General features: G+C 46.7%; 9 protein-coding genes and 1 pseudogene. 6 read left to right on the top strand and 4 right to left on the bottom strand.

Annotated features, from left to right (window positions below):
* The 4 genes from KGF65_RS07880 to asnB form a co-directional block, all read left to right on the top strand.
* Nucleotides 1-443: TetR/AcrR family transcriptional regulator (locus tag KGF65_RS07880; protein WP_216788192.1), on the top strand; the 443-nt coding region annotated here is incomplete at its 5' end.
* Between the two features lie 470 nt (nt 444-913).
* Nucleotides 914-2,059, top strand: a complete 1,146-nt coding sequence (locus KGF65_RS07875) for a GHKL domain-containing protein (protein ID WP_216748206.1) — start codon at nt 914-916, stop codon at nt 2,057-2,059.
* Nucleotides 2,056-2,796, top strand: a complete 741-nt coding sequence (locus KGF65_RS07870) for a LytTR family DNA-binding domain-containing protein (protein ID WP_101872850.1) — start codon at nt 2,056-2,058, stop codon at nt 2,794-2,796. Before KGF65_RS07875 ends, KGF65_RS07870 begins: the two co-directional genes overlap by 4 nt.
* Nucleotides 2,797-3,228: 432 nt before the next feature.
* A complete protein-coding gene (asnB, locus tag KGF65_RS07865; protein ID WP_101872851.1) occupies nt 3,229-5,127 on the top strand; it encodes an asparagine synthase (glutamine-hydrolyzing) in 1,899 nt (632 codons plus the stop codon).
* Nucleotides 5,128-5,292: 165 nt separating this feature from the next.
* Here the strand turns inward: asnB and KGF65_RS07860 are convergent, their stop codons facing one another.
* The gene (locus KGF65_RS07860; protein ID WP_105923678.1) at nt 5,293-5,934 is read right to left on the bottom strand and encodes a L,D-transpeptidase; all 642 of its coding nucleotides are present in this window, start codon (nt 5,932-5,934) and stop codon (nt 5,293-5,295) included.
* A 568-nt stretch (nt 5,935-6,502) separates the two neighbouring features.
* On the bottom strand, nt 6,503-7,708 hold the full coding sequence (locus KGF65_RS07855; RefSeq protein ID WP_216748207.1) for an MFS transporter: 1,206 nt from the start codon (nt 7,706-7,708) through the stop codon (nt 6,503-6,505).
* A gap of 125 nt (nt 7,709-7,833) precedes the next feature.
* Here KGF65_RS07855 and KGF65_RS07850 point away from each other — a divergent pair, with 125 nt between their 5' ends.
* Nucleotides 7,834-8,196: a helix-turn-helix domain-containing protein gene (locus tag KGF65_RS07850; protein ID WP_216748860.1), complete on the top strand. Its 363-nt coding sequence runs from the start codon at nt 7,834-7,836 to the stop codon at nt 8,194-8,196.
* 77 nt (nt 8,197-8,273) lie between these two features.
* On the opposite strand, the gene KGF65_RS07845 is transcribed toward KGF65_RS07850, so the two are convergent.
* Nucleotides 8,274-8,942 carry a hypothetical protein gene (locus KGF65_RS07845; RefSeq protein WP_101872853.1) on the bottom strand — a complete coding sequence of 223 codons (669 nt, stop codon included), beginning with the start codon at nt 8,940-8,942 and terminating at the stop codon, nt 8,274-8,276.
* Nucleotides 8,939-9,268, bottom strand: coding sequence for a PadR family transcriptional regulator (locus KGF65_RS07840; protein WP_101872854.1), 330 nt, complete (start codon nt 9,266-9,268; stop codon nt 8,939-8,941). Before KGF65_RS07840 ends, KGF65_RS07845 begins: the two co-directional genes overlap by 4 nt.
* A gap of 433 nt (nt 9,269-9,701) precedes the next feature.
* Between KGF65_RS07840 and KGF65_RS07835 the strand changes: the two are divergent.
* Nucleotides 9,702-12,306 (top strand): annotated as a pseudogene (locus KGF65_RS07835) (BspA family leucine-rich repeat surface protein).
* The last annotated feature ends 78 nt before the right edge of the window (nt 12,307-12,384 follow it).

Below are 12,384 nucleotides of genomic sequence, written 5' to 3'. Positions count from 1 at the left end.
ACTTTAAAAATAAACAGGCGTTGATCGATAGTGTCTATGCGCGCGAAACGACTCGCATTTTGAGCACGACAGATATTGCACGCTTAAGTGACGCCACGATTGACTTGTCGACGCGCATTCGGTTATATGTTCAGCAAGTCTATGATTATTCGCTCGCACATCCGGACAGCCTGACCATCATGCAGCAGATCAAAGCACTCAACGGGCAGCCGATGACGATGTTGCCCGGCGTGGCCGACCCCAACAATATTGTGGTCAAATTGTTAACGGCGGCCGTTGATGCACAAGTCATCAAGCCACTGCCGGTCAGTCTCCACATGGGGGTGGTGTTCTCAACGATTCACACCCATACGACCAACATTAGTCAAGGACGCTATTCTGCAACACAGTACAGTTTTGACGATATTTTTCAGTTGATTTGGGATGCGATGAAGCGCAACTAGACTTTAATTTTTAATCAATGCGGCCTGCTGGTATTCGATGATGACTATCAGTGGGCCGCGTTTGTTTTGGATTGTGGGTGACAAAATATGGGCGCGTTGTCCGTTTTATTAGGTTGGCTTGTCAGTGAAAATCGGGCGTTTAAGCTTAAGTTGAATGATTTATACCCGTTGGCGGCTTTTCAAGTCATTCCGTCTGTTTTACACTAGTTAGTAACGATTTGAAACAAGCGTGTTAAAAATGGGGAAGGGGCGCTGCTGATGACTTATCCACGATTACAGGTCAGCACGAGCGGTTGGCGATGGGATTGGCCTGGTGAATTAGCAGCAATAACACTATGACAGCATTGATGCGAAGCGAGACACTGATGGTTTTTGTTCAAACCGGCGTGTTGTTTTTATTTGTTAAATCAATCTTATGAGACTGGGGGACGTTCAGTTATCTAGATACTGGGTATGCGCTGGCAGTCATTATGATCAGCCGGTGGATTTTTGATAGTATCGGAACTTATGCGTCGATGCCGATATTATTGATGGTGATGCTGTATGCGTGGCGACGGACGCGAAGTCTGAGCGAATCGTTTTTGATTGGACTGCAAGTAGGTATTTGGTCGATTGTGATCGATCATGTGAGTGACTTGATCGTGTATGCCTTAAAATTCGACGGGGGCTACTTGCTGACGTTTGCGAGCTTACAATTGTTGAGCTTGGTCATTCTCAATGTTATTTTGATGAATACCCATGTTAAATCGACCTTTAACCGCCCAAGTTTGAATCGAGTCACGGGGGTATTACTATTGGTTATTTATCTGTATATCATCGTCAGTGAAGGCCTGAACGACGAGCTACGACTAGTGGTTAGTAATTTAGTCGTCTTATTAGTCGTGATTGGCCTGGCAGTGGCGCTCTATGATGAATATCGAATCACGATTCGTGCGAAGTATCAAGTGCAGCAGCAACAGGCACAAATCAAGAATGACACGCGCTATATGAATGAAATTGAGGTTCATTACAATGAACTGCGTAATTTTCGGCATGATTATCAAAATATGATGCTTTCAATTAGTGAGTATTTAAAAACAGATGATCTTACGGGATTACAAGAATATTATCAAAAAAATATTGCACCCGTGACGAAACGCGTTGCGGATGAACAGTATAATCTTGAGGATTTGAGTCGGGTTAAAGTTAAATCAGTCAAGAGTATCCTATTCAACAAATTGAACTATGCCCAATCCCAAGGAATCAAGGTCCATTTTGAGTTACGGCAGGTGCTTGAACGAGTTGCGACTAATGAACTAGATTTGGATATCGCACTAGGCATTATTTTAGACAATGCTGTTGAAGCAGTGGTCGGAAATTACCATGGCGAAATCACCAGTGCGATTTTTCAGACGGCCCACAGCACGGTATTTTTAATTCAAAATAATCTTTTTGAACAATTACCCCCATTGTGGCAGCTGAAAGAAGTGGGCTATTCCACGAAGGGCACCAATCGTGGATTAGGCTTGAATCGGTTGGGGACCATTGTCAATCGAAATGAAAATATGATATTGGAGACGCGCGTTCTGGAGAACCGGTTTGTTCAACGGCTAACGGTGGCGCGAGAAGAGGTATGATTAAAGTATATATTTGTGAAGATGATCCAAAGCAGCTCCAGGAGCTTGAGCAACTGGTCAGCAAAGTCATTATCGACCGCCAACTGGACATGGGCTTTGGCCTGAGTAGTTCAGACCCGCATGAAATCCTGGCCAGTGTTCGCAGTCAATCGCCTGAGAAGGCGGTCTTTCTACTGGATATTGCGTTAAATTCGGATATCAACGGCATTCAACTGGCCAGCGAAATTCGTGACTTAGGTGGTCGCAATAAAATTATCTTTGTGACGACGCATACTGAACTGTCACTAACAGTTTTTCAGTATCAGGTCGAAGCACTCGACTTTATTTTGAAAGACTTTCCGGACCAATTGTATGATCGGTTGAGGCAAGTCTTAACAGTCGCCCAAACACGGTTTAAATCCGAAGAACAGCCTCAAGAAGAGTTGATTCAGATTAAAATTGGCGAGACGGTTCGTTCGTTAGAGGTGCAGCACGTGTTGTTCTTCGAAAGTTCGCTGAACCCGCATAAAATTGTGGTGCATCTCGATGATGGGGAACTCGAGTATTACGGCTTGTTAAAGGACGTTCCTGATTTGAACGATAATTTCTATCGTTGTCATAAGTCATACGTTGTGAATCTCACGCGTATTCGTTCCTTGGACAAGCGCTATCGGCAAGTAACAATGGCCGATGGGGAACGCGTGCTATGCTCTGCTCAAGCCAGTCGGTATCTAGCTAGACGGATTGGTAAGTATTGACTTGAAGAATCGGCTGCCACACCAATAAGAGATAACCATCATCAGGGTTGTGCACAGAAACTTGAAAAAAGCATCGACTGGGTTAGTTGGACTCGTGAAAAGTTCTGATTAACCCAGTTTTTTTGCAATCGTCACGCCCGTTGTCTTAAAATGGCCGAATCGTGTCTTAAACGCACCAAAATGGACGTGAGGTCGTCTTAAAGCACCCGTTACGATGGCAAGTTTCACCCTATAATTAGCATTGTTGAGTGCAAGACCGCAGATGACGCCAGCCCAAAACCGTATTTTGGGGGAATCGGCATACTAGGAAAACACCGTTTGTTTGGTTGTTGTCCGGTCCAAACTCGCTGACTGTCAATGATGAGCGTGACATGCTTTAATGTTGTTCATCACTTGTCACTAAGGTCAAGCTTGTGTATAGGAGTGAGGATAATGTGTGGATTAGTTGGGTGCCTGACTGACCGAACGCTGGCGGATAATACCGCGTATGATGAGCTGGTACACGAAATGACGAAAATGATTGTGCACCGGGGGCCAGATGACGAAGGGTATTTTGCGGATGATAATATCACGATGGGGTTTCGGCGGCTGAGTATTATTGACTTGGCAGGTGGCCACCAACCGCTATCGTATGACAATGAACGGTACTGGTTGACGTTTAACGGTGAGATTTATAACTATATTGAATTGCGTGAACAATTGATTCAAGAAGGGTATCCATTCAAGACCGATTCGGATTCCGAGGTGATCTTGGGCATGTATGCCAAATACCATGAGAAACTAACGACTTATTTGCGGGGCATGTTTGCGTTTGTGATTTGGGATAAACAGGAGAAGACGCTGTTTGCCGCGCGTGACCAATTTGGCATCAAGCCATTCTACTACGCGATTGCGGGCAACGATTTTTACTACGCTTCTGAGAGCAAGGCCATCTATAAAATCCTGAAGGACAAGCAGTTTGACCAGGATGCCCTCCAAGATTATCTGACCTTTCAGTACGTGCCTGAACCAGAGACGCTGACCAAAGAGATCAAGTTATTGGCACCGGGCTGTTCACTGACTAAGGAACTCGGCGCTGCGCCGCAAATCAAGCGGTATTACCACCGTGAGTTCCATCCCGTAAAGCGCTCTGAACAGGAATACGCGGAACGCTTGAAAGCAACGCTGATTGATTCCGTCAAAATTCACATGCGCTCAGATGTACCAGTGGGGGCGTTCTTATCAGGCGGGATCGATTCGTCGATCGTCGTGGCGATTGCCAAACAGTTCAATCCCAACCTGCAGACGATTTCAGTTGGCTTTGAACGGCCGGGCTATAGTGAACTAGATGTGGCTCAGGAAACGGCGGCACAGCTGGGGGTCGAAAATAAGCAGATGATGATTACGCCTGAAGCGTTTATGGCGGCCTTTCCACATTTTGTCTGGAGTATGGATGACCCGTTGGCAGATCCGGCGGCAGTACCGCAGTATTTCTTAACTAAGGAAGCGGTCAAACACGTCAAGGTCTGCCTGACCGGCGAGGGTGCGGATGAGTTATTTGGTGGCTACACGATCTACCACGAACCGGAATCACTGAAACCGTTCCGCTATACGAAGCCGTTCAATGGTGCTTTACAACGAATCGCAACGATGATTCCAGAGGGCGTCCGTGGAAAATCCTTATTAATGCGTGGCACGACGCCTCTAGAGAACCGGTATGTCGGCAATGCGTTTATTTTTAATGAGGCCGAGAAGCAGCAGTTTATGAAGCATTACAATGCGGATCACACCTTTCCACAGGCCACTAGGGCTTACTATCAAGAGGCGGCAGACTATGACCCGATTTCAAAAATGCAGTTCGTCGATATGCATACCTGGCTCAACGGCGATTTACTGCACAATGCGGACCGCACGGCGTTAGCGCACAGTCTAGAATTGCGGACGCCATTTGTGGACCGCGCCGTCTTTGACTTGGCGGCGGAAATTCCAGCCGAGTTACGAATTGCCCACGGGACGACGAAGTATATTCTACGCAAGGCCGTCGAAGAGATCGTCCCAGCACACGTGCTACATCGCAAAAAGCTCGGATTTCCAGTGCCGATTCGTTGGTGGCTCAAGGATGAAATGTATGATTGGGCTAAGCAAATCATTCAGGACTCACAAACCGAGCAGTATTTTGATAAAACTTATTTTGTGAACTTGCTCGATGAACATCGTGCGGGTACTCGCGACAATTCCCGTAAACTGTGGACAGTCCTGACTTTCATGATGTGGCATAAAATTTATGTCGAATCAGAGACGCTGATGGACAGTCGGACGGCTAATCAGGTCGCCGCAGAAGTTGAAATTTGATGAAGGTGCAAGCTGAATTGTCGGTTAGTCAATGGTGAGTGTGGTCGCAGTGCTCGCCTGAGTTGTAAAATAGCTGTCAGACCAATTGATCAATTCAGCGATGAAAAAAACTAGCAACGTTGCGGATGACCGCAAATGCGTTGCTAGTTTTTCGTCTAGGCACTTTTAATCGATGACGACCTTGGTGCCATATTTGATATTCTGATAAACCCATTTGGCGTCCGCAACGCTCAAATGAACGCAACCATGCGATGATGGACGTTTGCCCAAATCATTGGCGTCGGACTTGATGAAGTGCCCCTGCGCGTCGACGGGCGTCGCGTGAAAGAGATACTCACCATGATTGAGCCAGGAGACCCAATAAGACGCGCCTTCACCGACGGACGAACTGTAGAAGTACTTCCCGCGTTCCGCTTGAACGTGATAGGTACCGCGCGGCGTTTTACGGTCCGCAGTCGGTACCCCTGTCGAGATGTACATCGTGTACAGGACGTGGTGATGATTGATCAGCGTCATCCGTTGCTTCGCCAGTGAAACGTGAATCCACAGGTCAGGATAGTCGTTAACATTTGGGTAAGCGACGGTTTCTGATGATTTACGCCAGTTGATTGGTGTTCGCATGACGGATGACTGTGAGTTCACTGCTGACTTGGTGTGATGCGTCGTTTTACGGATCGTTTGCCGGGTCGTTGCGGTGGTCCGTTCAGTCGCATGTGCGGTGCCAATGACCCTAACCATTCCCGTGGTTAAGATGCCAATAATGAGTACAATACTCGTTAATAAAATAACTAATGATTTACGTTGCATGTCGGTCCCCATTTCCCCTTAAGCGTGATTGACTGGCGATGATATTGTGAAACCAAGTCCGGCCTTGGTTTCACAATCCATCATTGTAATCAGTTCCTCCATTACCGTTATAGCTTTCAGAAAGGTAAAATGCAAGTCTCAGTCAGCTGGTGGACCCAATTAGGTGTTATTAAAGGTGGAACGGTTAACACTAAATTCGAATAAACCGGTGTTTTGGAGGAGAAAGACGATGGTGATTTCAATTGATTAGTCCTGTCAAATGTGCTTCAAAGGGTGTGGAAACATTGAAATTTTTCAGACCTAAATGAAAAATCTGTTGGTATTTGGAAAGTTTTCAATCGTGACAGCAAACACTAAACCTGTTTCTGGTGCCAATAAGCGTCTGAACTTTGACGTCTAAATTTTAGAATCAGCCGAAGATTTGACGGCCATTGGCACAGCACGCTATATAGTAGAAACCGATAATTTCCACGTAACCGTCAGCAAGAAAAAACGCCACCAAGCACCAGGTGAACTTGACTACTAAAGTTAGTGTCAGCCCTGGGTTTGGTGGCGTTTGAATTAACGGTTAGTTTTGGGTGCAATTCCTAGTCAACTGCTTCGCTGGCCGGGCTAACCAAATCAGCCCTAAAAGGAGCACCAGGCTGACGGCGACCATGATGGCACCGAAGATGGGGGTCATCCCGAGACCAAGCTTGGTTGTGACTTGTCCGCCAATGCCAGAACCGAGGGCGATCCCAACATTAAACGCGGAGATGTTTAAGGCGGACGCCATCGTAATATCGTGCGGAGTATTTTGTTCAGCTAACTGAACAATGTATAACTGCAAACCGGGCACGTTCATGAAGGTGAAAACGCCCATTAAGAGTACGGTGAGCAGCCCAAGCCAGTGACTATAACCGGTCACGCTCAGAATCAAAAGGGTCACGAGTAGGCCAGTGAACATTTTGAACAGGGCAATTAGTGGCCGTGCATTGGCCCACCGTCCGCCTAAGGTATTACCAAGGGCGACCATCAACCCATAGACGACGAGAATCAGAACCACAGCACTCGCAGACCAGTGCATCTGTTGTTCCAATAATGGTGAGAGGTAGGTGTAGACGACGAAAGTACCGCCGTAACCGAGTGCCGTCACGAGCAGAGCCAAGACCAATTGTGGATTCGTCAGGACGCGGCCAATTCCTCGAATCGTTGCTTTGCTTGGTAACGGGAGGTTGCGTGGAATCAACCAATAGTCCGCGAGCAACCCGATGATCCCAATGGCGCTAATGAAGATGAATGACCAGCGCCAGCCGCCTAATTGCCCAATCATGGTGCCCAACGGAACCCCGGTGACGGTCGCAACGGTCAGTCCGGTGAACATGATGGCGATAGCCGAGGCGCGTTTGGCCGGCGCAACCACATCGGCAGCAATTACGGATGCGACCGTCATAAAGATGCCGTGGGCTAGCGCTGCGACGACCCGGCCGGCCAGTAAGACGCCAAAAGTCGGGGCGCTGGCGGCTAACAGATTGCCAATAATAAATAAAATCATAATCAGCATCATCAGGCGGTGGCGATTAAGCCGACCAGTGAGCAAGGTCATCACCGGCGCACCGACCATAATACCGATGGCGTAGATCGAGACCGTTAGACCAGCCTGCGCCAGATTGATATGAAAACTATTAACGAGTAGTGGCATCAGGCCGACGCTGATAAATTCGGTCGAGCCGATTGCAAAGGCACTGATTGCGAGCGCAAAGAGCGTCCAGCTAGGATTGAACTGTTTTGTCATAAGATATGCCTCCTGCTATTGCTAAGTTGATAAATAATGATTATACTAGCTAGTAACTTAATAACAAGTACCTACTTTAAAGTGCTATACCCACCAAAAAGTAAGTATGGATGGAGGCTAACCAAATGGCGAATGCAACGTACCATATCGGTGTTGAAGCGTCGATGGAAATTATTGGTGGCAAGTGGAAATCAATCATTTTATGCCACTTACGGAAGAAAACGATGCGAACGAGTGAGCTCGAGCGGGCCATTCCACAAATCTCGCAGAAAATGCTCGTCCAACAGTTACGAGAGTTAGAAGCGGCTAATATCGTGACGCGCAAGGTCTACCAACAAGTGCCACCCCGAGTTGAATATGGATTGAGCGAATACGGGCGCAGTTTGTCAGTAGTGCTACATGAATTGTGTGTCTGGGGTGAGGACAATATCGACCGCCGCCGAGCTGCGGGTGAAGAGATTGAACTGTTGCATCGCGACGACTTATAGTCAGAAAACTGAAATGACATATTGAAAAATGGTGCCCGAGAAGCGATGGATTCTCGGACACCATTTTTTGAATGAGCTTATTGCCTGCGACGTTTTTTAATCAAAACGAAACCTAGCAGGCCAAGGCAAATAATGAGCTGACAGATTTGGACTAATATTCCCCAAGGGTTGGGAAGTAGACTAACCGACCAGGGTGCAATGCGCGGTACTGAAATTGTCAAGCCAACGATCAGTGCAATGGTTGCCAGTGTCACGCCTGATACCAAAATATATTGAAGGGTTGAGTGCGGCTGAGCGTCATAGACATGATGATTCATGATTTTGAAAATAAGTTCGATTGCCATAATTTCAATGAAGGGAACCAGGATAAGCAATAACCAATTGATTTGCAGGCCCGTGGTCGTCCCGGCACCTAACAGGAGGAAGAACCAGCTGATGAGAACCAATATGCCAATGAATTGCAGGCGTTGCCAACGTGTACTTCGAGGCAATTCTGCGAGCAAAGCATCAGCGAGTGCAGCCGGCTCGTTACCAAAGAATTCAGTGGCAGTTTCACCGTGTTGACTGGCGTCTAAAAAATCCTGGCCCATCGTCAATAATTCTAGCGTGACTGCTTGTTCATCACTGCGGACTAGATTTTTAGTCAATAAATATAATTGTAAGTCTTGAAAATATTTCTTGTCATTCGGGTGTAATTGACTTTCGATTTGATCGAGTTGTTGGCGGTAGTCACTGGTGTTGCTCATGGTAATTGCCTCCTTGATAAGATATGATCGACCTGGTCTTTGAGCTGGAACCACTGGTGGTTAAAGGCCGCCAATGATTGTGAACCTTGGTCGGTAAGTGAATAGTATTTTCGATTGGGACCATCAGGTGAGGCTTTTAGCCGGCTTTGAAGGTCGCCATGTTTTTCCAACTTGGCCAGTAAAGGGTAGAGGGTACCACTGACGATTGAATCAAAACCGGCTTCACGCAATCCCTGGATTAATTCATAACCATAAATTTCATGGTCCGCGATGATTGCGAGCACGCACCCTTCAAGCACGCCTTTTAGTAATTGCGTTTGTTTCAAAGCTGCACCACCTCCCACTAAGTAGTATTACTACCTAGTAGTCTAACTGCTTCCTTAGTCAGTGTCAAGCTGTCGTGTATATTGAAAATAGAAAGTGGTTGCGGCACCCGGCCTGTCCTTGATTCAAGGTGGATGACAAGCCGAAATTATTAGCCTAAAAAAGCTTGCTCAAAGTTAGCTTGATTAATCAAAAGGTATCGTTGAGTTGAGCTAAATTTTTGAGCTGGACCAAATTTTTTAAATCGAACGCCCGCCAAATCGTTGCGGCTTAGTTGAGAATATTAACATACAGAATACCCAATCGAATAAACTTTAATATCCAAATATTACTGAAAATTGTAAGCCTTTTTTTCATCGTCATTTGTCGTAAATATTGTAAGATAATTAACGTTAAGGGATGTTAAAATTTAATTTATTGGAGGGAGCGATAGATATGCAGTACCGGCGTTTATGGTATCGAGGGAGTCTGGGACTGGCATTAGCATTAGGTGTGATGGGCGTTTCATCTTCACGAACGGAGGTCAAGGCGGAGCCCCGGACGCCATTGCCAGTAGACCAGACGATGTCGTCTGCAAGCAGCGTCTTTTCTGCGAAGGAATCAGGCTCACACGTTCTATCAAGTAGCCATTCATCACAGGCACCAACTCATCCTAAGGTGGATGCGCAATCATCCGCACCAGCGAGTTCAGAACGCGGTAGTTCGAGCAGTTCAAGTAACTCAGGCAATTCAAGTAGTTCATTAAGTACAAGACAGGAAAACGTTGATAAGGATCAACGTTCAGAAACACCAGTTACCCGGGCAACTCGGGCAGCCGACATGGTGAATGGAACGGTCACGATGACCTTGGATCCAAACGGCACCTTGCATTTGAGTGGGGGGCACGTTTGGCACCTCGGTTGGTAATAATGGTGTCGGCTGGATCTCACAGGCCTTGACCGCCAACGGTTATCAACCGACCCAAGTGACCAAAGTGGTGATTGACGGCAAGATTACCGCCATTAATGTTAGAGATTATTCATTCCTGTTTGCTGGATTGACGAATGTGACGAGTATGGAAGGGCTCAATAACTTGGATCTCTCAAACGTCACGGATATCTCCTGGATGTTTTTCGGATGTTCTCAATTGACGTCCCTAGATTTGAGTAGTTGGAACGTCAGCCAGGTCACTCGAATGGAAGGAACGTTTCAGAACTGTACGAAGTTAGTGACACTGAATGTCGCCAACTGGGATACGCGTTCGTTGGAAAACTTGACGGATACCTTTAATGGCGACCGGTCACTGACATCATTACCAATTGGCAAATGGAATATCAGTAAAGTTGCTTCTATTATGCGGACATTCTTGAATTGTTCTTCGTTGACTTCCTTAGATGTTGGGAGTTGGAACACCAGCATGATATCCAACATGTCAAACGTGTTCCGGGGCATGACCAATCTGAAAAGTTTACCCATTGATAATTGGAATACGAGTCGGGTCATCAATATGCAGTTTGCCTTCGCTGATAATCCTGGCTTGACAAGTATCAATGTTGGCAAATGGGACACGGGGCGTGTCGTTTCATTGGATGGGACGTTCTCCGATTTGCCGAATGTGACGACGCTACCAATCGCTAGCTGGAAGACCAGTGGCGTGTCCACATTGCGGCACGCGTTCAATGGGTCGACCGGCCTAACGAGTTTGCCGATTGGCGGCTGGGACATTAGCAACGTGTTTGATATGAATGGGACTTTTGAAGGCTGTACGGGTCTGACGTCGTTGCCGATTGGTAATTGGAACACGTCGAGCGTTCTCAACCTTGGTTCGACCTTTGCCGGTATGACCAATCTAACCAGTTTACCGATTGATAAGTGGGATACCAGTAAAGTCTCGACCATGAGTGGGACTTTCAAAAATGTGCCTAAAATGAAGACTTTACCAATTAGTAGCTGGAAGACGTCCAATGTTAAGACGATGGCTCAGCTATTTGCTAATAATCCACAATTTACTAGTCTGCCGATTGATAACTGGAATACAGGTGCGGTAACCGATCTCAGTGATATTTTCAACGGCGATAGTGGTTTAAAGGAATTGAATTTAGGTGCTTGGAATACGGCTTATGTTGTTAAATTTGACAGGGCGTTTGTCGGGACACAGTTGGATAAGTTAGACTTACTCGGTTGGAATACGGCCAGCGCATCGAGCTATACCAATACGTTCAGCACTAAAATTGCGCCGAAACATTTGATATTGGGTAAGAATTTTAAGTTCTTTGGCAGCACTGCTTGGAATTTAACTAAGCCTAGTGAAGAATCGCCGTACGTTGGCCGGTGGCGTAGTTTGAATAACCAGAAAGTTTATTCGTCCGCTGATTTGATGACCAAATATGACGGTCAGAGCATCGTTGGGGAATTTGTGTGGGCCACTGGAAACACCATCACAGTCAAATACGTGGACGCGGCCGGTAATTCGCTCGCACCAGATACCAAGCTCAGCGGGGTCACTGGGGATGCTTACCATATTAAACCGATCGCAATTGAAGGCTACACGCCGGATAAGCCGGATGGGGTTCAAGGAACCTTCACGGATAAGGATGAGACGATTACGCTGACCTATAGTACGGCTGGCGAGCTGATGTTTGTCTCCGCGCCTAAAACCATTGATTTCGGTGAAAATAAAATTACCGGTAAGCCAGAAAATTACGGTGCCACTTACGATACTGGCCTGGTCGTTCAGGATGGTCGCAAACTCGGTTCCACTTGGTCACTGAATGCAACCTTGGCTGCTAAAGGGTTTACGGGTGCCAAATCAAGTCGGCCGCTAACCGCCACGCTCAGTTATAAGGATCAACAAACTGGTAACGAGGCAGTCTTAGCGCCTGGTGTGGCTAGTGCGGTGATTAGTAATCATCAAACGGTTTCCCATCAAAACGTTAACGTGCTGGGGCAATCGGCCGCACTGGGCTCGTTGTATTTGAAAGTGCCAACGGATCAAGCTTTGACTGACACGTATGAAACAACGGTCACTTGGACGCTGGGCGCAACGGTCGCCAACCGGTAAGCTTGATTAAGAATTGAAAGTTTTTACCGACCTTTTCAAAAAGTTAGTTTGGTTTTTGAACGATCAAATGAACGGATT

Source organism: Lactiplantibacillus sp. 30.2.29 (genome assembly GCF_018991255.1).
GTDB lineage: Bacteria > Bacillota > Bacilli > Lactobacillales > Lactobacillaceae > Lactiplantibacillus > Lactiplantibacillus pentosus.
The sequence above is the reverse complement of the archived record's forward strand: the minus strand, read 5'-3'. Positions and strand labels throughout refer to the sequence as shown.

Coding starts and splice junctions, on each gene's coding strand:
- KGF65_RS07875 (WP_216748206.1), top strand. CDS start 914: ATGATCAGCCGGTGGATTTTTGATAGTATCGGAACTTATGCGTCGATG.
- KGF65_RS07860 (WP_105923678.1), bottom strand. CDS start 5,934: ATGCAACGTAAATCATTAGTTATTTTATTAACGAGTATTGTACTCATT.
- KGF65_RS07855 (WP_216748207.1), bottom strand. CDS start 7,708: ATGACAAAACAGTTCAATCCTAGCTGGACGCTCTTTGCGCTCGCAATC.
- KGF65_RS07845 (WP_101872853.1), bottom strand. CDS start 8,942: ATGAGCAACACCAGTGACTACCGCCAACAACTCGATCAAATCGAAAGT.
- KGF65_RS07870 (WP_101872850.1), top strand. CDS start 2,056: ATGATTAAAGTATATATTTGTGAAGATGATCCAAAGCAGCTCCAGGAG.
- asnB (WP_101872851.1), top strand. CDS start 3,229: ATGTGTGGATTAGTTGGGTGCCTGACTGACCGAACGCTGGCGGATAAT.
- KGF65_RS07850 (WP_216748860.1), top strand. CDS start 7,834: ATGGCGAATGCAACGTACCATATCGGTGTTGAAGCGTCGATGGAAATT.